The organism is Salmonella sp. SAL00653 (genome assembly GCF_046552515.1).
GTDB lineage: Bacteria > Pseudomonadota > Gammaproteobacteria > Enterobacterales > Enterobacteriaceae > Salmonella > Salmonella enterica.
Genome location: NZ_JBGDTY010000011.1, coordinates 117365 through 141627, shown reverse-complemented (window position 1 = coordinate 141627; position 24263 = coordinate 117365). Strand labels below are relative to the sequence as shown.

The following is a 24263-nucleotide window of genomic DNA, read 5'->3' as shown; positions in this document are numbered from 1 at the left end:
CTGATAAACGCAACGTCACCAGGCTATATTCTGAAAAATTCAACTTTTTCAAACGCCGCACGCAGGGTGTCTGGCGTTAACGTCACCGGTAAATAGTGGATGGATTCGACCGGGCGCAGGGTATGCGCGATTACCCTATCGATCTCGGCGGTGTTATGAATATCCACGTCCAGTTCGCTAAGCCGGGCCGGCAGATGAAATCGCCGGTACGCTGTAATCAATTGCGCCAGCACGTCATCTTGTCCCAGTAGCGCGCTTTGCACCAGAATGCCATAAGCTACTTTCGTTCCGTGCAGGAATTTTTCCGTTTGCGGCAGAACGGTCAGACCGTTGTGTACCGCATGGGCGGCGGCGACACGGGTATAGCGTTCCCCGAGGCCGCCGACCATACCGCCGCCAGCGATAATCGCATCCACCACGTCGCAAAATGCCTGGGTCAGCCGACGCTGCTGTTTATCCGCTAATGCTTGTTCGCTGCTGGTCAGCAGGAGATCGCGAATAGCGCACGCGCTGTTAATGCCCAGTCTTACGGTCAATGGCAACGTTTCAGGCTGCGGCGCAAGCACAACGGCTTCATACCATTTCGCCAGCGTATCGCCAATGCCAGCTAACAGATAGTCATCGGGCGCCTGCAGAATAATGCGCGGTTCGACCAGCACCAGAAAATTGGCATCATCAAAAATTTCGAACTGTAACGCCTGTCCCGCGTCGTTATACCAGACGGAAAGCGGTGTCCAGGCGGCGCAGGTTGCCGCGATTGTCGGGATAGCGACAAACGGCAGCGCCAGACGGCGGGCGAGCGCTTTGGCGGTATCGAGCAGCGCGCCGCCGCCGACGCCTATCACCACCTGACGATCGTCGTTGCAGGCGTGCGCCAGTTGGGCAACATGGCGTTCGCTACAATGGCCGGTAAACGGCAGATGCTTTGCGCCAGCACGTTCAAACGCTTCCGGCAGGTAAGGCCGGGCGGCGGCAATCGCGCGTTCGCCGTACACCCAAACGGCGTGGGAAAGCTGTTCCGGCGTGAAAAAGTCGGTCAGTCTTTCGAGGCTTCCTGCATGGGAAAAATAATTCGCCGGGCCGGTAACGACGCGGATCTCAGTGTGGTTCATGTTGTGTTGTCCTTAGGGTCTTCTCACCGTTGTTATTATATTTAGACATCTAAACGTCTTGATTGCCAAATACTAACACCCTGTGATAGTGTGTCAACAACCACATCACTGGCGGGTATGAAGATAATGAGAAATAACCCACTGATTCCAAAAAGCAAATTGCCAAATCTTGGTACCACGATTTTTACGCAAATGAGCGCGCTGGCGCAGAAACATCAGGCAATAAATTTATCGCAAGGCTTCCCTGATTTTGATGGTCCTCGTTATTTGCACGAGCGGTTGGCTTATCATGTCGCGCAGGGCGCGAATCAATATGCGCCGATGACGGGGGCGCAGGCGCTGCGGGAGGCCATTGCCGATAAAACGGCGGAAATATATGGTTATCGACCCGATGACGTCAGTGATATCACCGTCACAGCGGGCGCGACAGAAGCGCTGTATGCGGCGATTACCGCGCTGGTGCGGGCAGGGGATGAGGTTATCTGTTTCGATCCCAGTTACGACAGCTATGCCCCGGCCGTGGCGCTCTCCGGCGGAGTGTTAAAACGCATAGCGCTTACGCCGCCGCATTTTCGCGTCGACTGGCAGGCGTTTTCGGCGTTGCTTAGCGAGCGCACGCGACTGGTGATCCTCAATACGCCGCATAATCCCACCGCTACCGTCTGGCGCCAGGCGGATATCGAGGCGCTGTGGCAGGCTATCGGCGAGCGGGAAATTTATGTATTAAGCGATGAAGTGTACGAACATATTTGTTTTGCCGCCGAAGGTCATGCCAGCGTACTGGCGCACCCTCAGTTACGAGAGCGGGCGGTTGCCGTTTCATCGTTTGGTAAAACCTTTCATATGACAGGATGGAAGATTGGTTACTGCGTTGCGCCTGCGGCCATTAGCGCCGAAATACGCAAAGTTCATCAGTACCTGACGTTTTGCGTCAATACGCCGGCGCAACTGGCGCTGGCGGATATGCTGCGCGCCGCGCCGGAACACTATCGCGCGTTACCCGATTTTTACCGGAAAAAACGCGATGTGCTGGTTAACGCGCTGGCGCAAAGCCGATTAAAAGTGCTGCCCTGTGAAGGTACCTATTTTCTGTTAATCGATTACAGCGCAGTGTCGACGCTAAATGACGTTGAGTTTTGTCAGTGGCTAACCGAAGAAGTCGGTGTCGCCGCTATTCCGCTCTCTGTCTTTTGCGCCGCCCCTTTCCCGCATCAGCTTATACGTTTATGTTTCGCTAAACAGGAATCAACGCTGCTGGCCGCCGCAGAGCGCCTGTGTAAACTGTAGTTATTTAACCGTCCACGCTCTGGAGAATCGACGGTCTGCAAAAAGCTCCTGCAGGCCGTTGATCTGTTTCAGGCGCAGGACTTCATCGGCGTCCATACCTAACTCCTGGCCGATTTTGCTCTCGTCCCAGCCTAGCAGAGAAAGTTCGCGCACGATTTCTGACATGGCGTGGATCTGGTGGCGCGCGCGCGCGCGGTTATGCCGAATGGTTGCCGCCATGCGTTCGTGACGTTCTCTGTCCAGACACGTTATCGGCAGGTAGCCTTTCAGACGCCTTTTCAGGGCCGCTTTTCCTTTGCCCAGCTCATGACGGTGAAAACCGTCTACAATCTCGTACTCCTCCGTATTGGCCTTTACCACCACGATCGGCTGAGTAAACCCATCTTGTTCAATCGATTTAAGCAGCAGTTTTTTCTCCGGCGGCGCAACGTTATTCGGGTTGTAGTCATTAGGTGAAATATGATCGTTTTTCACCCACAGGACACAATCGACAGGCTCATCGCGAAAAGGACTAACGCTATGTATCGCCATTCTAAATTCATTAATGGCGGCGATCCTCTCCTCTTCAGGCAGTTCAGAGAGAAAGTGAGTTATTTCGGTTGTGAGTCGGTGTTGCATAAGATCCCCCATTCCTGGCGTTTAGCTTTCATACGTTCGTTATAACGCTGGTAATTCTTAGGTTTTGTCGGACTGAATGACAGCGCCCGGCACCAGTAATCATTGTTCAGTAATACTTTGCAGATCCGTCGCCACGACGGAATATCGCGCGATCCGATATCGCCATGCTGCGTTTGTGGAATGGTGTGCATGCCTTTTTTCTTATACCACTGCAAATAAACGGCGATTTTATTACGGTAATGTTCGGTAGTGACTTCAGGCATACTGTGTAGCAGGAGCAGCGCGTACTCTTCCCAGTTAAGGTGATCGGGTTTTAAAATTTTCCGGTGGCCGTAAAAATGGCTGTCTTGTCCGGCGTATATTCCTCCGCTGAGTGCGCCGCTGACTCTGGCGCACATGGCCGCCCAGCGCTCAGGTTCGATAACATGATACAGCCATAACCCCTGTCGTTGTTCCGGGCCGAACGGTTCGCAAATACGCATGTAACGGGGCGGTACTCCAGCCTGATACATCAAATTATACAAAGGGTTACATGGTTTACCTGTTTTGGCGAACCAGGTCCAGATATCTGCGGTTTTCCAGTCATAGATGGGATAGATATACCAGGTGTGCCCCTTAGGGGCTAACGTGGTCCAGGGCTTATCGTCGGCAAAGCGCAGCTTATGCGAGTTAGCGATAGCGGCAAATCGGTTATAGGATTCGTCGGAACGAATACCGACCAGCATAGCGGCAGGACGTTTTTCTGAAAACCAGTCGGCAAAATCGCGAACGAACTGTTCAAAGGTCATGCCGTGTTGATAAAAGGAAAAAAAGGCCGGATCGGTAATCGCATCTTCTGGCGGTTGTCGTACCCAGTCGGTACCCGGCTGCCAACACTGCCACTCCGGCTGGTATTGTGAAAGGGAGTTTTGTGTGGTTAAGGGTAATGCGACCCAATAAAAACGCTCAATAACGTCCGCGTAGTATTCACGTAACGATTCAATATAGGTGATGGTACAGGAGAATTGCGCTTCCCAGTCAATGAAGAGAACATGGATCTTTTTATTCATTTTGCGCGCCAACGTTGCCGTCAGGTGCAACATAAGTCCTGAATCTTTACCACCAGAAAATGAGACGCAGACCCGGGGTAAGGTTTCCAGGGTCCACATTATACGCTCTTGAGCCGCTTCCAGAACATTTTGCTCGAGCGGAACTTTATAAACCGACATCTCTGGATAGTCTCCGATGTGTTAACTACAGTATATTCGAAATAATTAACATAAAGGATAAGCAGATTAGATGAACTTGCAATGCTTTATTATATTTGTAAAATAAATATATCCCATAAACATATACATTAAATTTATATTAATATCCGTTATCTGACCTTCTTATTAATGTTTTTTTGTGATGTGCTCAATGAGCTCAGCAAATCCGCTATTATTCAGCGAAGCCCTATTATACATAAGATAGAATTGTATGGGAGCAATGGTAAAAGGTATGGTGACTTTTTTAAGTTTGATAGAGGAAGAGTAATAGTCAAAAAATGTTTGTGGTAAAAAACCAATAAGCTCCGTGGAGCTGATAGAGTTGGCGATGGTCATCAGCGATTTGCTTCTGAAACCAATTATTCTTTCCCCCAGCACATCATCCATAAGTGAATGATATTCTTTCATACCGGTTGCCCGGGAGACGAGTTGCGTAAATGACTCTTGTAGAATTTCGTCGATAGTGGCGGTGTCGCCTAGTCGGGGATGGTTTTCACTGCAAACCAGGATGCATTCTGGCCTATTAAAGTGAGTACAAACAATAGAACGATTATTCAGTGGGGCCATTGAAACCACAATATCTGCTTTGCGGTAGGCAAGCAGATCTTCAGGCAGTTCGTCAGTGGTCAAAATGTCGTGATGTTCAATTTCAACCTGTGGATCTTTGCGGATATATTTAACTAATTTCATCACATATTGGGTGATCAACAGCTGTGGGCTGTAGATAATAAATTTTTTCTTCAGGCTGGACTGATTCATTATATTAATAGTTTGTTCCAGGCTGTTAAGATTATTTTCTAAATGATAATGTAAATTAATGCCTGTTACGGTAGGCGTAATTCCTTTGCCTGAACGAATAAATAGAGGGTCGTTGAATTGCGTGCGCAGGCGTTGCAATGACTGGCTTACGGCAGAAGGTGTAATATAGAGTGTTTCTGCTGCTTTGCTAATGCTTAAATGTTGATAGATACATTCAAATATAACCAACAGGTTAAGATCAAATTTTTTAAGGTCGTAAAGGTTAGCCATAGTATGTTCCCGGCATAATCATGGTATCTTCCATGATTATGACTTAATCTCAATAATTTACCAGAGTTATGTTTATTAAACTTAATGTAGAGTTTATTTAAACTAAAATACCACAGTTATGAATATTTTAGCGAGTAAATAATTACAGTAAAGGCGGACATAACGTACACTTTTATAACCACGCCGTTAGTCTAAAAAGGCTGTGTCGGATGACATGCTGGTCTGGCGTCGCGTTAATGCCAGTCAGAGGTTGGCCCGACAAACGTAGCGCTATCGGGCGTGGTACGGTTAAGCTCCAGCTTTGCTAATTTCTGCGTTAAGGCTGCCCCATCATGGCGTCCAGTTGCGCTTTTTCCGGTAAACCCACAACCTGTTGCAAAATCTTATCTTTATTCATGTAATAAATTGCTGGCGTCGCGTTAGCGCCAAGATCGTCCATTAGCTGCTGATTCTGATTAATGACTTTCATCTGCGCCGGGGGGATGGACGCCGGAACTTCCAGCTTCATCTTTCCTGCGGAGGCTTCATAGTCATGCCAGGTTTTCGCCGGGTCTTTCGCGGCTAAAATCGCTGCGGCTGTGGCCGGGCTTTCCGGTTTAATCACGCCGACCAGTAATGTGCGTAATTGTACCTTGCCGGATTCGACCCACGGACGAGCTTGTTGCCAAAACTGCTTACAATAGGGGCAGAAAGGGTCGGCGAAGACATACAGCACCACCGGCGCGTCTTTTTTACCGTCGAGTATCCATGACGCTTTTTCCATTTTCTGCCACATTTCACGTCCGGCCGGTGCATAGATCTCTTTTTCTATCAGGGCGTTGCTAAGATTTTCGCCTTTTTCATTATACATATAGCCGGAAATCGCGTGTTTACCGTCCGGCGTCAGGTAAATCGTGACGCCCATATCCTGATACTTTCCGAGATAGCCCTTCATGCCCCCCGGCACCTCGAAGGATTTCAGGATTGTTATGCCCTGTTTTTCAATGGCTTTAACCGGCGCAGGAAGTTCTTCCGCGTGGGCGAGAATGGGCAGCATAGCAAGCAGCAATGTACGTTTAATCATATTTTTTCCTTTTAAGATCAAAGCGAAAAGAGTATTAATGATGATGCCTATCACAGACATAGGTAAGAGCTGGCGTGGCAGGATTGCCCTTTCTGTGCTGGGGTGATGTAATCCTTTTCGCTGTTACAGCCTTTGTTAAGGTAATGTAGAGCGCAACACTTAGCCAGCATATACGCTATGGATTTCGAGTTGCAGACAATACGTCTGTAATTTGCAAGACGAGTCGTACTGGCTCTGAAGTTACCTACGGGTAGTTCAGGTAATGGGGCCGCCTGTCAGGCGGCCTTTTTACTTTAGATGGCTGACAGGGCGCAGTGTTCACAATGTCGCCCGAATCGGGTTGTTAGTTAACGCTTATTGATTTGATAATGGAAACGCATTAGCCGAATCAGCAAAATTTCGTTAACTTACTCCTCAACGAAAACACGGAGGAAGTATAGATGTCCTTAATTAACACCAAAATCAAACCTTTCAAAAACCAGGCGTTCAAAAACGGTGAATTCATTGAAGTCACCGAGAAAGATACCAAAGGCCGCTGGAGCGTCTTCTTCTTCTACCCGGCCGATTTTACCTTTGTTTGCCCGACTGAACTGGGTGACGTTGCCGACCATTACGAAGAACTGCAGAAGCTGGGCGTAGACGTTTATTCCGTCTCAACCGATACTCACTTCACGCACAAAGCATGGCACAGCAGCTCTGAAACTATCGCAAAAATCAAATATGCGATGATCGGCGACCCGACTGGCGCCCTGACCCGTAACTTCGACAACATGCGTGAAGATGAAGGTCTGGCAGACCGTGCGACCTTTGTTGTTGACCCGCAGGGTATCATCCAGGCGATCGAAGTTACCGCTGAAGGTATCGGCCGTGACGCGTCTGACCTGCTGCGTAAAATTAAAGCAGCACAGTACGTTGCCGCTCACCCAGGCGAAGTATGCCCGGCGAAATGGAAAGAAGGCGAAGCGACTCTGGCTCCATCTTTAGACCTGGTCGGTAAAATCTAAATTTCCGTCGTCTTTCACGCCATAGCTGCGTTGGCGTCGCCTGCTCACCCCGGTCACTTACTTCAGTAAGCTCCCGGGGATTCTCAGGCTAGCCGCCTTACTCTGACGTGAAATACTTTGGAAATTGTTTCAGTCATGGGCGCACCCGCGCCCATTTCATTTCAGCACCATGACGCAAGTTGCATTAATGCAGTCCCGCGAAGTCGGCTTGCATGATGATGTTTTCAGAGAGGGAAGAAGAATGCTCGACACAAATATGAAAACCCAGCTCAGGGCTTACCTTGAGAAACTGACCAAACCTGTTGAGCTGATTGCCACGCTGGATGACAGCGCTAAATCGGCGGAAATCAAGGAACTGCTGGCTGAAATCGCCGAGCTGTCCGACAAAGTCACGTTTAAAGAAGACAATACTCTGCCGGTGCGCAAGCCGTCTTTCCTGATTACGAATCCAGGTTCTCAGCAAGGGCCGCGCTTTGCCGGTTCTCCGCTGGGCCACGAATTTACCTCGCTGGTTTTGGCGCTGCTGTGGACCGGCGGTCATCCGTCAAAAGAAGCGCAGTCGCTGCTGGAGCAGATTCGCGATATTGACGGCGATTTTGAATTCGAAACTTATTATTCACTCTCCTGCCATAACTGCCCGGACGTAGTGCAGGCGCTGAACCTGATGGCGGTGCTGAACCCGCGTATTAAACATACGGCAATTGATGGCGGCACCTTCCAGAACGAAATCACCGAACGTAACGTGATGGGTGTTCCGGCGGTATTTGTTAACGGTAAAGAGTTCGGCCAGGGACGTATGACTCTGACCGAGATTGTCGCCAAAGTGGATACTGGCGCAGAAAAACGCGCGGCGGAAGCGCTGAACAAACGCGATGCGTATGACGTACTGATTGTCGGCTCCGGCCCGGCGGGCGCGGCGGCAGCGGTCTACTCGGCGCGCAAAGGCATCCGTACCGGTCTGATGGGCGAGCGCTTCGGCGGTCAGGTGCTGGATACCGTGGATATCGAAAACTATATCTCGGTGCCGAAAACCGAAGGCCAAAAACTGGCGGGCGCGCTGAAAGCGCATGTCAGCGATTACGACGTTGACGTTATCGACAGCCAGAGCGCAAGTAAACTGGTTCCGGCCGCGACAGAAGGCGGCCTGCATCAGATTGAAACGGCGTCCGGCGCAGTATTGAAAGCGCGCAGTATCATCATCGCCACCGGCGCGAAATGGCGCAATATGAATGTGCCGGGCGAGGATCAGTATCGCACCAAAGGCGTCACCTATTGTCCGCACTGCGACGGTCCGTTATTTAAAGGGAAGCGTGTGGCGGTCATCGGCGGCGGCAACTCCGGCGTTGAAGCGGCTATCGATCTGGCAGGTATTGTAGAACACGTTACGTTGCTGGAGTTCGCGCCGGAGATGAAGGCGGATCAGGTGCTACAGGACAAAGTGCGTAGCCTGAAAAATGTCGATATCATTTTGAATGCGCAAACGACAGAAGTGAAGGGCGACGGTTCGAAAGTGGTGGGGCTGGAGTATCGTGACCGTGTCAGCGGCGATATTCATAGCGTCGCGCTGGCAGGGATTTTTGTGCAGATTGGTCTGTTGCCGAATACCCACTGGCTGGAGGGCGCGCTTGAGCGTAACCGCATGGGCGAGATCATTATTGACGCCAAATGTGAAACCAGCGTTAAGGGCGTCTTCGCCGCAGGCGATTGCACCACCGTTCCTTACAAACAGATTATCATCGCCACGGGCGAAGGGGCGAAAGCCTCGTTGAGCGCCTTTGATTATCTGATTCGCACCAAAATCGCATAAAAAGAAGTAAGCACACCTGCAAGGCCAGTTAACTGGCCATCGTAAATGGCCCGATAGTGTAAGCTATTCGGGCCTGCGGTGTTTATGCCTGGGGAACGCCACCGGGTAAAACACCTTCTTCATTATCAATACTCTGAAACCGTCTGTTAATAACAGACGGTTTTTTATTTCAACGGTCTTCTGTTTTTAAACTTTGAAACAATAAAAAAGCCTTCTACGGATTTAACTGGAATTTTTCTGTTTTTTTATCAAAGAAAGATTAAGCGCTTCCGCTAACATGCCCATTCTTTTTTCTTGATTTATATTGCATTTGTATGTGAGGTTATTTATTCATGGATTCAATCTATGAATCACTGACGGAATTAGAAAAAACAGGGCTTACATTGCGTGATTTTTTTAATTCTCATGATAGTCATTCACTGAAATCTGCCTACGTGAGATTAAATCCCTCTGCTGCGGTAAACCTTACCGACCGGGCGTGGCTGGAAGCGGAGTATGACTTTAATGCGCTATTCGTCGGTCCTGGCAAGCTGCTGGCTGCGCCTTTCGCTTCAGTGTATCTGGAGGACGATGCGCTGGTGATGGGAAAGGCGACGCTGGAGATACGGGAGTTTATGGCAGCGTTGGGATTATCGGTTAATCAGGAGAGCAATATCCCTGACGATCATATTTCCTGCGTGCTGGAATTGACCACACTATTACTGGCTAATACCCGGCAAACGTCACCATACCGCTCTACCCTCACTCAATATATCAATAACTATTTAACAAAGTGGGTGCCATTATATATCGAAAAAATAAAAACTCATGCACAAACGACCACGTTATATACGGTGGCGGACATCTTATTTTATTGGCTTGATGAATTAAAACGAGAGTATCAATATGAGTAATGAGACGGGACATCTGAACAGACGTTCTTTTTTAAAGGGGATAGTGGCACTGGGCGCCGTTGCGGCTTTACCCGGAGGATTACTGACCTCCCGATGCGCGCTTGCGCAGCCGCCTGTTCCCTTTAACCCTAAAACGTACAAAATTTATCGTAACGCGTGTCCGCGTAACTGCTATGACACCTGTAGCCTCAAGACGTGGGTAAAGGACGGGGTCATTACTTTCGTGGAAGGCGCGCCGGAATCAACATTTACTCACGGTACCCCTTGCGTCAAAGGGTTAAGCTATCCGCGCCGGGTTTATAGCCCCGATCGTATTAAATATCCCATGGCGCAGGACGTTCGCGGTAGCGGCAACTGGCGTCGCATCTCATGGGAAGAGGCGATGCAGCGCATTGCCGCCAAAATGCTGGAGATTAAGAAAAAAGACGGTTCTATGCTCGGTCTGGCGCTGACCAAATATTCCGGTAAGTTTGGCGTGCTGAACTATGCCGTTGAAGGGATGATGTCCTCGCTTGGCTACACCACCCGTTTTGCCGGTACGCCGTGCTGGCCTGCCGGTATCGACGCGCAAAACTACGACATGGGCGACATGTGGTGTAACGACCCGGAAGATATGGTGAAAGCGAAATACATCATTATCTGGGGCGCCAACCCGGCCTGGTGCTCAATGCACAGCATGAAGTACATCTATCAGGCGCGCGAGAAAGGGGCGAAGGTCGTGGTTATCGACCCGCTGCTGTCGCAGACTGCTGCCAAAGCCGATCTCTACCTGCGCGTACGGCCTGGCTCAGACGGTGCGCTGGCGCTGGGAATGGCGCGTCATCTGGTGGATAAAGGCCTGGTGGATTAGGATTTTGTTAACAACGATGCTCACGGCTATCCGGAATTTGAAGCCTATCTGCGTAACCATGTAACCGTGGAGTGGGCGGCAGAAATCTGCGGCCTGTCTGCGGATGTCATTCGCCAGCTGGCGGAAGAGTTTACGGCGGTTAAGCCGGCCACGGTCTGGATTGGTTACGGGATGCAGCGTCATGTCAACGGCGGCGCCAACGTTCGCGCTATCGATGCCTTTGTCGCTATGTCCGGCAACATCGGTGTCGAAGGCGGCGGCGCGCGTTATGGCCATCTGCATACCTGGGGCTTTAACTATAACGCCATGCTGCAGAAGCCGCCGGTGGGCGCTATTGGCATACCGGGAGCGGCGGGCACCACCAGTGAATTCGGGGCTGCCGCTGGCAGCGACGCCGTGCAGTACTCCGATCGCTCTCTGAATATCAACCAGACGGCGCAGGGGATTCTGGAGGCCAACGATCCGCCGGTTCGTATGCTGTGGGTCGCCTGTAAAAACCCGTTTGCCCAGGATTTCGATCGCAGCAAGATGAAAAAAGCGTTTGAAAAACTGGAAATGGTGGTCTGCGCCGATCAGTTCTTCAACGAAACGGTGCAACACGCTGATATCGTGCTGCCCGTTACCACCGCGTTTGAAGAGTGGAACGTGGATGCTTCTTACTGGCACTACTGGCTTTCCATTAATCAGCCGGCGATTAAGCCGATGTATGAAGCAAAATGCGACCTTGAAATCGCTACCATGCTGTCGCGCACCATTAATAAGATGGCGCCGGGTTCCTGTACCTTCCCGCAAGAGTTCGATCACAAGCGCTGGCTGGATCAGGAGTTCAACGACGGTATGGCGAAAATGTTTGGCATCTCTTCCTGGGACGATCTGCTGGACGGGCCGAAAAAAGCGATCCTGCCAAGTTCTGCCGCCTGGTACGATCGCAAGTTCAAAACGCCGTCAGGCAAGTATGAATTTAAATCTGAACTGGCGGAGAAAAACGGCCACACCGCGCTGCCGGAATACAAACCGGAAGCCGAGAGCAAACTGCCTTTCCATCTGTTTACGCCGCACGTGCAGTTTGGCCTGCACTCGCTGTTTATCAACCTGGACTGGATGCAGGTGTTCTACCCGGAACCGTTCGTTTATATCCATCCTTCTTCCGCGAAGAGAAAGGGCATCAGCGAGAACGATCTGGTCAAAGTTTTCAATGGCACCGGTGAAGTTGAGCTGCGGGCAAAAGTCACCACCAACGTACCGGAAGATTTTCTGGTGATGTATGAAGCGTGGTTCCCGAAACGGCAGTACAACGTGCAAAACGTCGTGGCCGATACGCCTGCTGATATGGGGCTGATGAAAACTGGCGCGCCGGGCGCCGCTATCCACAGTCAGTTTGCTGACGTTGTATTGATCGGTAAAGGGGAGTCCGTAGCATGAGACGTGCGTTTTTAGTGAATAGCGATAAGTGCATCGGCTGCCGCGGCTGTGCTATGGCGTGTAAAAGCTTTAACCAACTGGAGCCGGATCGCTTCTGGCGCTACGTTTATCCGTTGGATAAAGACATCTATCCACATGAAGAGCGGGCGTTTTACTCGCTGGCCTGTAACCACTGCGAACATCCGGCCTGCGTCGCCGCCTGTCCGGTCGAAGCCTATACCAAACGTGAAGATGGGGTGGTGGTGCATAACCCTGAGCGCTGCATTGGCTGCAAAAACTGTATTCGTAACTGTCCTTATGGCGCGCCGCGTTTTAATGAAGAGACGCGTAAAGCGGAAAAATGCAGTATGTGCTACGAGCGTCTTGATATCGGTATGAATCCGGCGTGCGTAAACGCCTGTCCGGTGGGCGCCTTGTCGATTATCGATTTGGATGCCGATCCTGTGCCCGATAATGCGGTGCAGTATCCGCCAGGGTTCCCGCATATGCCACAGCTTAATCCAGGAACGCGCTTTATTCTGGCGCGCCAGCCTAAGCAGCCGGAGGACAAGTAATGGAAAAATATGAACTGCCGCTGGTGTTTTTTACGGTATTAAGCCAGATGTCTGTCGGGATGGCTTTGGTACTGACATGGCGTACGCTGCGTGGTGAAGTGGAAGGCCAGCGTTTCTATTGGTTGGCCACCGGGCTGGTGCTGGCACTGGCGTCTATTGCCGCGATTCTGCATCTGGCGCATCCCGATCGCGCTTATGATGCGCTGATTAACCTGCGACATGCCTGGTTAAGTCGGGAAATCCTGGGCGCCACGTTGTTTGGCGCAGCGGTCGGCGTAACGTTCCTGGCAAAGGGACATAAAGCGATGGCTCTTATCGCCTCCGTGTTCGGCGTGTTACTGGTGGCGGTGCAGGGGATGACCTACGCCGCGCCAGCGATGGTGGCTATCGCTAATGGGTTTACCATGCTGTTATTTTTTATTACGGTATGGGTCATGGGTTGCGCGGCGATTCCGCTGTTAAAACTCAGGCCTGCCGTTCCTGCGTTACGCCAGGGGATTGTGGTGTGTATCGCGGTACTTATCGCGGCGCCGCTGGTGTGGTTAAGCGGGGGAACGGTCATGCAGATGACGGCGCGTTCATGGCTGGCTTCACCGTTTTATCTGGCAAGCCTGGTCTGCCTTGCGCTCGCTTTTGTCGCCAGCCGTCACGGTGATTCGCGCCCGAAACTCCTGTTCGTCTTGTTATTCGTCGGCGTATTTCTGAGTCGGCTGGTCTTTTTTGGCGACACGGTGAGTACTATTGTGAATATCGGGCATTTGTACTAACGATGATGCAGTAAAAAGCCCTGCCAGGCGTGACCTGGCAGGGCGTGTCAGTTTTTAGCCATCAGGGTTAACGCACAACCAATACCGGCAGCGTCGCATGACGCACCACGCTTGAGGCGTTAGACCCCAACAGGTGTGTCGTGATAGACGGATTACGCGAACCGATTACCACGACATCCGCATCCAGTTCTTCGCCTATCTCATTGACGACATCGCGCACGCTACCAAAGCGAACATGCGTTTTAATTCGTGAAGGATCGATACTGAAGTGTCCCACCATCGTTTGCAGACGCGTTTCCGCCTCATGCTGTAAATGTTCTTCAAAGCGACGCACGTCGGCGGCAAAGCGGTGCAGACTCATGCTCGCGGACCCAGGCAGTACATGCAACAGATGAATGACGCCATCCTGTTGCGCCAGAAACTCAGCGTGGCGAATGGCTTTATCGCTAAGTTCCATTTCAAAAACATCAACCGGCATAATGATTGTCTTATACATACCCGTTACTCCCTGTTAATCAATACTGAATTTATTCAAGCATATAATAATGTTTCTTTCTGCTATTTGTCTGGCAATTTTAAATATTGCGACAACCTGACGTTAAAAAAGTCGTGTATTTTCCAGGAAAAATCCTAAAGCCGCCTGTTTTTCCGGCAGTCTCTCCGGGATAGCTACCCTTTTATAGTCGAACGCAACATTCACCGTTACCCCGGAGGCTGCATGAAAGCATTGACGTATCACGGTCCACATCACGTAAAGGTTGAAAACGTACCCGATCCCGGCATTGAGCAGCCTGACGATATCATTTTGCGTGTTACCGCCACCGCGATTTGCGGATCTGATTTGCATCTCTATCGCGGCAAGATCCCACAGGTAAAACATGGTGATATTTTTCGGCCATGAATTTATGGGCGAGGTGGTGGAAACCGGACATGATGTGAAGAATATTCGGAAAGGGGAGCGGGTCGTTATCCCGTTTGTCATTGCCTGTGGTGACTGTTTTTTCTGTCGGCTACAGCAATATTCAGCGTGTGAAAACACTAACGACGGACACGGTGCGGCGATGAATAAAAAACAGATCCCACCGCCGGCGGCGCTGTTTGGTTATAGCCATCTGTATGGCGGCGTTCCCGGCGGACAGGCCGAATATGTTCGCGTGCCAAAAGGTAATGTCGGTCCATTTAAGGTGCCGCCGCTGTTATCTGACGATAAGGCGCTGTTTCTTTCTGATATTTTGCCTACCGCCTGGCAGGCGGCAAAAAATGCTCAGATTCAGCAAGGTTCCAGCGTGGCGGTTTTTGGCGCAGGGCCGGTAGGATTACTGACTATCGCCTGTGCGCGACTGCTGGACGCGGAGCAGATCTTCGTCGTTGATCACCACGCCTGGCGCCTGCGTTTCGCCGAAGAACGTTACGGCGCGATACCGATCAACTTCGATGATGAGAACGATCCGGCGGAAAAAATCATCGAGCAGACGGCAGGACACCGCGGCGTGGACGCGGTAATTGATGCCGTAGGCTTTGAAGCGAAAGGCAGCATGACGGAGACGGTGCTGACGAACCTTAAACTGGAAGGCAGCAGCGGCAAAGCGCTGCGACAATGTATCGCGGCGGTCAGACGCGGCGGCGTGGTCAGCGTGCCCGGCGTGTATGCCGGTTTTATTCACGGCTTTTTATTCGGCGACTCCTTTGATAAGGGGCTAACTTTTAAAATGGGTCAAACCCATGTTCACGCGTGGCTGGGGGAATTATTACCGCTTATTGAAAAAGGGTTGCTGAAGCCGGAGGAGATTGTCACGCACTTTATGCCGTTTGAAGAGGCGGCGCGCGGCTACGAAATTTTCGAAAAACGCGAAGAAGAGTGCCGGAAGGTTATCCTGGTGCCGGGAGCGACGTCGGCACAAGCGGCGCAGAAACAGGCGACGGGAGTAATCAACCCGATGCCAGGCGGCGTTGTCTGAAACAGGCAGAAATGAAAGGGCTAACGGAAAGAGGATGCGCAGGCATCCTCTGTGTAAACGCATTAACGCTTATGCAGATGGTTTAACGCAGGAAGTCGCCCGCGGCTTCAGGCTGATATTCGAGTTCCAGCACTTCGAGATGGGGGGAGGTGCCGCCCGGCAGTTCCCAGTGAATGGTGTCGCCGACGCGCAGCCCCAGCAACGCCGCGCCGACGGGCGCCATTACCGAAAGCTGGGTACTGCTGTCCGTCATATTGGCGGGATACACCAGCGTCCGCACGCGTGTTTCACCATCGCTCAAATTGCGGAATTTAACACGGCTGTTCATGGTGACGACATCGTTCGGCATCTCTTGTGGCGAACACATTTGCGCGCGATCCAGTTCGGCGTTGAGCGCGTCGGCAATCGGCAGATCCGCATACGCAGGCTGTTCCAGAAGACGATCAATACGTTCGGCGTCAAGGTCGTTAATGATAATAGTGGGTCTGGACATTTCTTACTCCATGTCATCGATACTGCGAGTAGTGCAGGTAAATGGTCCCAAAAGAAAACCCTCACCGTCTGGCGGCGAGGGTTTAACTCTCATGATGATACTGAGACTTACCCCGTCTTTGAAGTGATTTAGTTCACATTCGGGTAAATCCTCAAACGTCATAGCCCTGAGTGAATTTTAGTCTACATTTGGGCGTGTTCTCAAATGTGGCTACGGTTTTAAACCTCTGCTTCGTCAATAACCGGCTTTATCGATAATAAACTGTTTCCCGCAGTTGCCGGGATGCGGCTGCGGCAGGAATGAGGCAGAGGAGAGCGGGGCGTTAATCATCGACGCCTTTAATGAAAACTGAATCTCTGTTAAATAGGCGGGATTGCCATGGCAGTTTACTTTAACGGCTTTGACATTATCCTGGCCCCACATTTGTGCGACGACGCTATCAAACTCAGCGCGGCTAACGGTCTTGCCGTAATTATCTGCCAGAAACTGCCCTAGCGCGCTGTCTTTTATCGCCTTATCCAGCCGTATCATGGTGCCGAAATAGGCATTGGGATCAAACCCGAAACAGGCGCCATGTTTGGCATATTCGTAGCGCTCCAGACAGGAATTCCCCCCCTGCGCCGGGCATCACTTCCTTAAGCGCTGCCGCGATGTCAGGCGAAAGTCCGGGGGCGGGGGCGGAGCATTTCCGGCTGGCCTTGACTTCAGGCAGATTCGGGATTGGCCGCGTCGCACAGCCAAAGCGCTGCCAGCGTCTCTGGTCAACACCGCGTGCGGCGATAGATTTGGGTAATCTAGGCCACAGGCCGTGGACGGTCAGAAAGTCTGCTTTGTTGGCTGGCTCTTTTTGCAGACGGCACTTATCGGGTTCCCGATGACGGCGTTCATGCTGGCTTTGACAAAAACCGGTTTGCCAGGAAAGCGCCAGCACATAGTCAGTGAAATCACCGTACTGTTGCGCCTGAAGTTCGTTGGCGTTGGCGGCAAAAATTGGGGTTAAGAGGACAGCCAGCAGCGGACTGTAATGCCATATTGTGTTCATGATGAATTCGATAATTTATACACATTATGAATGTTACCCATTTAATCATAAAAAATGCCGCTCAGGTGAACCTGAACGGCATCATTTTTAACCTACGTTGGCGTAATGTTTAATTCCACATTGCCAGAATCGGCCAGCCCACCAGCAACAGCATCGCGATATAGATAACGCCAAAGATTGCGCCAAGCCGCCAGTAGTCTCTGGATTTCACGTAACCGCAGCCGTAGATAATCACACCTGGGCCGGTGGCATACGGCGTCAGACAGCCCATGATACCGATAGACAGCACCAGCAGAATACACAGTTGTTCCATCGGAACGCCCGGAATGCCTTTACCCACCGCCAGAATGACCGGCAGCATAGTCGCGGTGTGAGCGGAAAGACTGGCGAACAGATAGTGCGCGAAATAGAACACCAGTACCAGTACAATGACGGTTGCATCCGGCGAGAAACCTTCCAGATGCGTACTCATGGTATTGGCGAACCAGTCAATAAAGCCGGAGCGGGTTAAGCCATTGGCCATGACCACCAGCGTAGCGAGGTTCACCAGGGTGTTCCAGGCGCTGTTGTAGCGCGTAATGTCTTTCCACGGCACGACATGCAGCGCCAGCATCAGCGAGACGGCCAGCAGACCCACGGCAGTGGCGTTGATGATTTTTCCACCAAAAACCCACAATCCTAAGCTAAGCAGCACCAGGCCAATCAGCGTCCACTCTTTGCGGGACAGACGCCCCATGTTTTTTAACTCGCCGCCAGCCCAGGCCGCGACTTCCGCACTGTGGGTCACTTCAGGTTTATAAAGCACATAGGAGAGCCACGGCGCAACGATCAGTAAAATAATCCCTACCGGCAGAAAGCTGAGAAACCACTGCAGCCAGCTAATCTGGACCCCGGCGATCTTGCTGACGAACTCCAGACCTAACACGTTTGGCGCCGCGCCAGTGACAAACATCGAAGAGCTCAGGCTGGTACTGATCACCATCATCCACATCAAATAACCGCCGATGCGGCGTGCGGAAGGATCGTTTGGAAACGATTTAAACAGCGGCGGCAGGTTCTTGATGACCGGGAAGACAGTCCCGCCGGTACGAGCCGTATTGGAGGGAGTAAACGGCGCCAGCAAAATATCGATAATGACAATCGCATAGCCGAGCGTCAGCGTGCGTTTACCCATGAATTTTACCAAAAACAGCGCAATGCGGCGCCCCAGCTCGGTCACTTCGTAGCCCAGCGCGAAAATAAACGCGCCGAAAACCAGCCAGACCGTGGTGCTGGAGAAACCGGCAAGCCCCCATTTCAGCGCCTGTTTACTGGCTTTAAACGCCGGATCGGCCAGTTCTGAAGCGTCAAATAGCAGGTAATTGCTGCCGATAACGCAAATGGTTACGGCGATAAAACTGATCGCTGTCGCCGGGATCGGCTCCAGGATCATACCGACAATCATCGCGACGAAAACCGCAAAATAGTGCCAGGCCTGCGGCGGCATACCATCTGGAACAGGAATTAGCAACATGACGCCCATCACCACTAATGGGGCCAACAACTTCCATATATTATCTTTGGATAAAGACATAAATGACTCTCCGGAAAGGATATTTTCTATAATTGTGTTAATGATTAACTTGCGAAATTTGCGCTAAAAACCAGGTCACGATCAGCAGATCGGCGCTACCGCCTGGGCTGAGATTGCGTTCAATGCATTGCTGATCGAACCGGTGGAGATAAACGAGATCGTCAGGCGTCCGTATGCCGCCCTGATGTAATAAGACCGCAGCCTGCTGCTGTAACCAGCGCAGACCGTCCGCCCCGCCGCGCGACGCGACGTTGGTATCGCCGTTAAGTGACATCAGCAGCAGTAAGGTATCAAGCAGCGCCAGTTCGGGATCGCGCCCCTGCGCCAGCAATGCGCGGTAGTGCGGCAACGCGTGGCGGATGACCAGCGGATAGCCCGCTTCCGCTTCACCGCGCGCGCCGGTTAATCCCAGTTGCTGATACAGCCGCTGGCCTGCGGTGAGCTGTAGGTTGTTCTGGCGCAGTTCGCGCGTGGTCAGGCCGCGGCAAAAATCGGCGGCGGTAGCGCAGAGTGTTTCTGCGGTGATCGGCTGGCGTAGCTGATACAGGCGGCCAATGGCGGCGCACAGTAACCCCAGCGAGAAAATGCTGCCTTTATGGGTATTGACGCCCGCCGTTGCGCGAAACATCGCTGCTTCACAGGCCATCCCCAATGGACGCAGGCCCGCCAGAACTGACTCTGGCGGCAGGCGCGTGCAGCTGGCGCCATATTCCATAAAGCGCGGTAGCCAGTGTCGAATCGCCTCCGCGCTGCGGTGAAAATCCGCCAGCGCCATATCCTTGTGCGCGCCGCAGTTTAGTCGGTCTACCAGACCGGGTTTTGGCGATAAATTTACCTCGGTCAGCATGGCGCGCCAGGCCAAATCGGCCCAGGCGTCATACAGCGACTGAGGCTGAATGGAGGCGTTAGTCGGGTTGGCAGGAATCGGCATCATGCAGCAGCGCCTCCATATGAATCAGTAAATCAGTCAGCGCGTGGGTTTTACCCCGCGCGCATTCAGCTGCGCTTTGCCCGCACAGCAGACAGCGGCGAGCGGGAAGCGCGAAATGGCGGCGGGAGAGTATTTCGCCTTCCGCCGTCAGGACATCGATATCCCACAGGCGCCCCAGTGGATAACGCTGTTCAAGTGCGATGGTCGCCTGTTTGAGCGCCTGAGCGGGCGCGTCAATCGCCAGCAGCCCTTCCGGCCCGCTGGCGGAAACCAGTGCAGCCTGCTCCCGGATAGTCCAGCCATACTCTTCTGCCAGCGTGTGCAGGGCAGCCACGCCGTGATTAAAGATCCGGCGGGTTAACGCGCTGTCTTTCATCGGGCCTGGCGCCACCACGGTAAAGGAGACCAGCGGAGTAGCGTGACGCGTTAGCCAGGCGCGCTGTCTTGCTTGTCTCTCATCTCGGCTGGCGAGCAGCTCAGGAATAGAAACGTCGTGACAGGTGGCGAGTTCAGGAAACAGGCGCATGGCTTATTCCTTCACCTGATGCACCACATCGATCACTGAACCGTCGCGATAACGCACGACAGCAATCACGCGGTCGGTGAATTCGATAGGGCGGGGCTGACCGGTAAGCAGTTGCGCGCGTTCGCGCAGCCACTCAATCGATACCACTTTCATTCCCGCTGCTTTCAGGCGTTCAGCCAGCTCCGGACGCGCCGGATTGACGGCGATACCGTGATCGGTGACCAGAATGTCGACGCTGGAGCCCGGTGTGACGCAGGTGGTGACGTTATCAACCAGCGTTGGGATGCGACCGCGTACCAGCGGCGCGACGATGATGGACAGCGCCGCCGCGACGGCGGTATCGCAGTGACCGCCGGACGCGCCGCGTAGAACGCCGTCGGAGCCGGTCAGCACGTTAACATTGAAGTGAGTGTCTACTTCCAGCGCGCTCAGTACCACCACGTCCAGACGGTCGACGGAAGCGCCTTTAGAGCCCCAGTTGGCGTACTGGTTAGCGCTGATTTCGATATGGTTCGGGTTGCGGGCCAAAGATTGCGCAGCGTTACGATCGAAGCTCTGCACGTCAAGCAGTTTTCGGATTAAGCCCTTTTCATGCAGGTCGACCATGGTGGCGGTGATACCGCCCAGCGCGAAATTAGCCACAATGTTGCGGCTACGCATTTTGTCTTCCAGGAAGCGGGTGACCGCCAGCGATGCGCCGCCGGTGCCGGTTTGCAGGGAGAAACCTTCGTTGAAGTAGCCGGAGTGAGCAATGACTTCCGCCGCGCTGCGGGCGATCAGCAGTTCACGCGGATTAGTGGTCATGCGGGTCGCGCCAGCGCCGATTTTGTTTGCATCACCGACTTCTTCGATTTGCACGATCAGATCAACCTGATCCTGAGAGATGCTTGCCGGGTTATGCGGATACGGCAGCAGTTGCTCCGTCAGCATCACGACCTGCTTCGCGCTGTCGGCATCCACCATCGCGTAGCCCAGTGAACCGCAACAGGCCTTGCCGGTATAACCATTAGCATTACCGAATTCATCGCAGGAGGGCACGCCAAGAAACGCAACATCAATGTTGAGTTCGCCGCTTTGTACCAGATGTACACGGCCGCCGTGGGAGTGAATCTGAACCGGCTCAGCCAGCAGGCCGCGAGAAATTTCTTCCGCCAGCGGGCCGCGCAGGCCTGACGTGTAGATGCGGCTGACCACCCCGTTACGAATGTGTTCAACCAGCGGCGCATGGCAGTCGCTCAGCGAGCTGGAGGCCAGGGTCAGATTTTTGAAGCCCATCTTCGCGATGGTTTCCATCACCAGGTTAATCGTCAGATCGCCGCCGCGAAACGCGTGGTGAAAGGAAAGCGTCATGCCGTCGCGTAAACCGGAACGGCGGATGGCCTCTTCCAGGCTGGCGCACAGTTTGTGGTCGCGCGGTTTTTGCGCTTGTAGATCCAATTTTGCCGCACTTTGGTAAGCGCTCAGTTCGCTTTCAGCGTGACGGCTCCAGGCTGCTACGCGATCCTGGCGTTGAGATTCATTTTTCTGCGTCATTTTTTTGCCTTATTCTTCGCGAATACCGGAAAGTTCTGCACGGGAGAGCACCAGACGGGCGCGTTCAATCACCGGGCTGTCGACCATCTTGCCGTTAAGGGAAACGACGCCGAGACCTTCGCGGGCGGCGGCTTCTGCGGCCTCAACGACCAGACGCGCATGGGCGACCTCTTTACGCGTCGGCGCATAAAGGTTGTGCAGCAGTTCTATCTGGCGGGGGTTGATCAGTGACTTACCGTCAAAGCCCAACTGTTTAATATGGGCGGCTTCTTGCAGGAAACCGGCTTCGTTGTTGGCGTCGGAATAGACGGTATCGAAGGCCTGAATGCCGGCGGAACGCGCGGCCTGCAAAATGGCGCAGCGGGCGAACAGCAGTTCGGTGCCTTCCGGAGAGCGTTCGGTGCGCAGGTTGCGAACATAGTCTTCCGCGCCCAGCGCAATCCCGATCAACCGTTCAGAGGCGTCGGCGATTTCTACCGCGCGGGTAATACCCAGCGGCGATTCCACGGCGGCTAACAGGCCGGTACTGCCCGGTTCGCGACCGCAGGCGTTTTCAATGCGCAGAATTTCGTTTTCGATATCAATGACGTCCTGCGCGGTGTCGGTTTTCGGTAAACGCACCACGTCCGCGCCGCCGCGCACGACCGCTTCCAGATCATTGACGCCCCATTCGGAGTCCAGCGCATTCACGCGGACAATGGTTTCGACGTCACGGTAAAGCGGGTGTTGCAGCGCGTGATATACCAGACGGCGCGCCGCGTCTTTTTCGCGTAATGCAACGGAGTCTTCCAGGTCGAACATCAGCGCGTCGGCCGGATAGATAAACGAATTGCTCACCATCGCCGCGTTGGCGCCCGGTACGAATAACATACTGCGGCGGGTGCGGGTTTTACGTTGTTGCAGAGAGGCGGAAATCATTGGCGATCCTCCCAGGGCAGAGCGGCAATACCGCTGGCGCGCGCCAGTAGCGTTTCCAGTCGGGCGCGCAAAATGCAGTCCAGAGCGCCTTTATCATCAACGTTCAGTTGTACGCCGCGCACGTCGTAGCGAGAAAGCACCTCCAGGATGGTGGCGCGAATGGCCTCGCCAAACTGTTTTTCAACGCTACTGTTGATTTGCAGGTCAATATCCTGCGTATCGAGCGGCGCAATGCGTATCATCACATCGCCGGACTCAAGCGTGCCTGCGACGGCTAGCTGGTTTATTTTCATTTTTCACCTGTTGCTAATACGGGGGACTTTTGACGGGCTGCCGCGCTGCCCGGATGGCGTTCGACCATGCCCTGCAAATAGCGCAGGGTGGCGTCGGGAACCAGCGGCGCGATAGCCGTGAGATCGTGTTTAACCAGCAGCTTGCGTACCCAGGAGGCGGATATCGGCGTCTCCTGGAAGCAAAGCCGCTCTATTTCCACCAGCGTAATGGGTGGGGCGGGAAGCGTTGGCGTCTCCAGCCAGAAACGCATATCAAGGTTGTACTGGGCGGTAACGGTGCAAAACGGCTCCGTACCGACAAAGCGGTGTGTGATGCCAAGCGCGGGCGCCAGATACTGGCGGAAAATCTTCAGGTCGATTTCGGTATAACAGTGATTAATGACGCTCTGCTCTTTAATGAAATAGCAGGGGAACGTCGCACGAGAAATAATGTATTCGGAGCCGCGGTGAACGGTTAAGCGCGGGATATCGGTAGTCCCTTTAAGGACCAGATCGAGTCGGTCCTCATAGGGAAAGCGTGACGTATCTTCTTTGACCAGGAACAGATGCAGCCAGTCGCACTGTGCCGCCGCCTGTTGGATCAGATAGCGATGGCCGTTCGTGAAAGGATTGGCGTTCATCACAATACAGCCAATTTTCTTTCCCTCATGACGCAATGTCGCCAGCGATTCCGCATACCGTTTCAACCGGGTCGCGCTATTTTCCATTAAGACCATCACGCCAGGGACGCTGGCTATCGTCGAAAAGCTGCACTGTTTAAACAGCGCTTCGTATTCCGTTTTGGTATAAATAAAAAGATGGGTGCAGTGCCGTTCCCAAGCGAGATTAATCAATTCCGTCGCCAGCGTTAACGCTAAGCCTTCGCCGCGTACTGATTCGCTAATGGCCACGCATTTAATGATATTTCCGGCAATACCGCCGCAGGCAATAAGACGGTCATCACGGCTGACGGTAATAAACACTTCTACAGTGGTATCGACGCTTAAATCATTCTCTTTGAGAAAGTGAGCGATCTCCGCCATTTTTTTATTTTCAGAGCGTTTTACCCGAGTGAATACATTATTGCCAAACATAGTAAGAAATATCCTGGTGATATGCTTGTTGCCACTTTTCTGTATATGTTGCGCTGTGTTGCAACTTGATAACTTTTTCTTTTCAGTCAGAGTGGGAGTATTTTTATGACGAGTTATTTATTTTTCTCTCTGACGTATACATCGTAAGGAGTATTTTGGTGGTAAATTTTGATTTATTTCACAAAGCGTTAGATGGTTTTTAAGTGTTTTATGGTTTTAAGTTTTTTAATTAATTTAATCGCCATTCCGGCGGTGGGTTTTAGTTGTTTA

General features: G+C 52.6%; 20 protein-coding genes and 3 pseudogenes. 8 read left to right on the top strand and 15 right to left on the bottom strand.

From position 1 onward, the window contains the following. Positions 1-23: 23 nt before the first annotated feature. Positions 24-1112, bottom strand: a complete 1089-nt coding sequence (locus ACLJRU_RS14330; RefSeq protein WP_001016849.1) for an oxidoreductase — start codon at positions 1110-1112, stop codon at positions 24-26. A gap of 126 nt (positions 1113-1238) precedes the next feature. Here ACLJRU_RS14330 and ACLJRU_RS14325 point away from each other — a divergent pair, with 126 nt between their 5' ends. Then, entirely contained in the window at positions 1239-2399 is a 1161-nt protein-coding gene (locus ACLJRU_RS14325) for a pyridoxal phosphate-dependent aminotransferase (RefSeq protein ID WP_001245592.1), read from the top strand. On the opposite strand, the gene ACLJRU_RS14320 is transcribed toward ACLJRU_RS14325, so the two are convergent. From ACLJRU_RS14320 to dsbG, 4 genes are all read right to left on the bottom strand, one after another. After that, on the bottom strand, positions 2400-3017 hold the full coding sequence (locus ACLJRU_RS14320) for an IbrB-like domain-containing protein (protein WP_079785933.1): 618 nt from the start codon (positions 3015-3017) through the stop codon (positions 2400-2402). Continuing rightward, positions 2990-4225, bottom strand: coding sequence for a phosphoadenosine phosphosulfate reductase (locus tag ACLJRU_RS14315; protein WP_023234722.1), 1236 nt, complete (start codon positions 4223-4225; stop codon positions 2990-2992). The genes ACLJRU_RS14320 and ACLJRU_RS14315 overlap by 28 nt, the downstream gene beginning before the upstream one ends. 165 nt (positions 4226-4390) lie before the next feature. After that, positions 4391-5293: a DNA-binding transcriptional repressor CitR gene (citR, locus tag ACLJRU_RS14310; protein WP_001539412.1), complete on the bottom strand. Its 903-nt coding sequence runs from the start codon at positions 5291-5293 to the stop codon at positions 4391-4393. 316 nt (positions 5294-5609) lie between these two features. Next, on the bottom strand, positions 5610-6356 hold the full coding sequence (dsbG, locus tag ACLJRU_RS14305) for a thiol:disulfide interchange protein DsbG (RefSeq protein WP_001539414.1): 747 nt from the start codon (positions 6354-6356) through the stop codon (positions 5610-5612). Between the two features lie 440 nt (positions 6357-6796). Here dsbG and ahpC point away from each other — a divergent pair, with 440 nt between their 5' ends. From ahpC to ACLJRU_RS14275, 6 genes and pseudogenes are all read left to right on the top strand, one after another. Then, positions 6797-7360 carry an alkyl hydroperoxide reductase subunit C gene (gene ahpC / locus ACLJRU_RS14300; protein ID WP_023234723.1) on the top strand — a complete coding sequence of 188 codons (564 nt, stop codon included), beginning with the start codon at positions 6797-6799 and terminating at the stop codon, positions 7358-7360. 241 nt (positions 7361-7601) lie between these two features. Beyond that, the gene (gene ahpF, locus ACLJRU_RS14295; RefSeq protein ID WP_000887644.1) at positions 7602-9167 is read left to right on the top strand and encodes an alkyl hydroperoxide reductase subunit F; all 1566 of its coding nucleotides are present in this window, start codon (positions 7602-7604) and stop codon (positions 9165-9167) included. A 332-nt stretch (positions 9168-9499) separates the two neighbouring features. Then, positions 9500-10060 (top strand): molecular chaperone, encoded by a 561-nt coding sequence (locus ACLJRU_RS14290; protein WP_000377428.1) that lies wholly within the window; start codon positions 9500-9502, stop codon positions 10058-10060. Further along, a pseudogene (locus ACLJRU_RS14285) lies at positions 10053-12332 on the top strand (molybdopterin-dependent oxidoreductase). The gene ACLJRU_RS14290 and the pseudogene ACLJRU_RS14285 overlap by 8 nt, the downstream one beginning before the upstream one ends. Further along, positions 12329-12886, top strand: coding sequence for a 4Fe-4S dicluster domain-containing protein (locus ACLJRU_RS14280; protein ID WP_001250381.1), 558 nt, complete (start codon positions 12329-12331; stop codon positions 12884-12886). The pseudogene ACLJRU_RS14285 and the gene ACLJRU_RS14280 overlap by 4 nt, the downstream one beginning before the upstream one ends. Then, a complete protein-coding gene (locus ACLJRU_RS14275; RefSeq protein WP_000417096.1) occupies positions 12886-13653 on the top strand; it encodes a dimethyl sulfoxide reductase anchor subunit family protein in 768 nt (255 codons plus the stop codon). The genes ACLJRU_RS14280 and ACLJRU_RS14275 overlap by 1 nt, the downstream gene beginning before the upstream one ends. A 67-nt stretch (positions 13654-13720) precedes the next feature. Here ACLJRU_RS14275 and uspG read toward each other — a convergent pair whose 3' ends face one another. Next, positions 13721-14149 carry a universal stress protein UspG gene (gene uspG, locus ACLJRU_RS14270; protein WP_038393955.1) on the bottom strand — a complete coding sequence of 143 codons (429 nt, stop codon included), beginning with the start codon at positions 14147-14149 and terminating at the stop codon, positions 13721-13723. A gap of 222 nt (positions 14150-14371) precedes the next feature. Here uspG and ACLJRU_RS14265 point away from each other — a divergent pair. Then, positions 14372-15611 (top strand): annotated as a pseudogene (locus ACLJRU_RS14265) (zinc-dependent alcohol dehydrogenase). A gap of 82 nt (positions 15612-15693) precedes the next feature. Here the strand turns inward: ACLJRU_RS14265 and rnk are convergent. The 9 genes and pseudogenes from rnk to citC form a co-directional block, all read right to left on the bottom strand. Continuing rightward, positions 15694-16104 (bottom strand): nucleoside diphosphate kinase regulator, encoded by a 411-nt coding sequence (gene rnk, locus ACLJRU_RS14260; protein WP_038393956.1) that lies wholly within the window; start codon positions 16102-16104, stop codon positions 15694-15696. Positions 16105-16338: 234 nt separating this feature from the next. Then, a pseudogene (rna, locus tag ACLJRU_RS14255) lies at positions 16339-17146 on the bottom strand (ribonuclease I). Positions 17147-17255: 109 nt separating this feature from the next. Beyond that, positions 17256-18719, bottom strand: a complete 1464-nt coding sequence (gene citT, locus ACLJRU_RS14250; RefSeq protein ID WP_001539422.1) for a citrate/succinate antiporter CitT — start codon at positions 18717-18719, stop codon at positions 17256-17258. A gap of 37 nt (positions 18720-18756) precedes the next feature. Then, positions 18757-19653, bottom strand: coding sequence for a triphosphoribosyl-dephospho-CoA synthase CitG (gene citG, locus ACLJRU_RS14245; RefSeq protein ID WP_000982660.1), 897 nt, complete (start codon positions 19651-19653; stop codon positions 18757-18759). Continuing rightward, positions 19625-20176, bottom strand: a complete 552-nt coding sequence (citX, locus tag ACLJRU_RS14240) for a citrate lyase holo-[acyl-carrier protein] synthase (protein WP_001236069.1) — start codon at positions 20174-20176, stop codon at positions 19625-19627. The genes citG and citX overlap by 29 nt, the downstream gene beginning before the upstream one ends. A 3-nt stretch (positions 20177-20179) precedes the next feature. Then, complete coding sequence (gene citF / locus ACLJRU_RS14235) at positions 20180-21709, bottom strand: citrate lyase subunit alpha (RefSeq protein ID WP_000192327.1); 1530 nt, start codon at positions 21707-21709, stop codon at positions 20180-20182. Between the two features lie 9 nt (positions 21710-21718). Then, the gene (gene citE, locus ACLJRU_RS14230; protein ID WP_001539424.1) at positions 21719-22627 is read right to left on the bottom strand and encodes a citrate (pro-3S)-lyase subunit beta; all 909 of its coding nucleotides are present in this window, start codon (positions 22625-22627) and stop codon (positions 21719-21721) included. Continuing rightward, positions 22624-22920 carry a citrate lyase acyl carrier protein gene (gene citD / locus ACLJRU_RS14225; RefSeq protein ID WP_000700679.1) on the bottom strand — a complete coding sequence of 99 codons (297 nt, stop codon included), beginning with the start codon at positions 22918-22920 and terminating at the stop codon, positions 22624-22626. The genes citE and citD overlap by 4 nt, the downstream gene beginning before the upstream one ends. Further along, positions 22917-23993 (bottom strand): [citrate (pro-3S)-lyase] ligase, encoded by a 1077-nt coding sequence (gene citC / locus ACLJRU_RS14220; RefSeq protein ID WP_000467874.1) that lies wholly within the window; start codon positions 23991-23993, stop codon positions 22917-22919. The genes citD and citC overlap by 4 nt, the downstream gene beginning before the upstream one ends. Between the last annotated feature and the right edge of the window lie 270 nt (positions 23994-24263).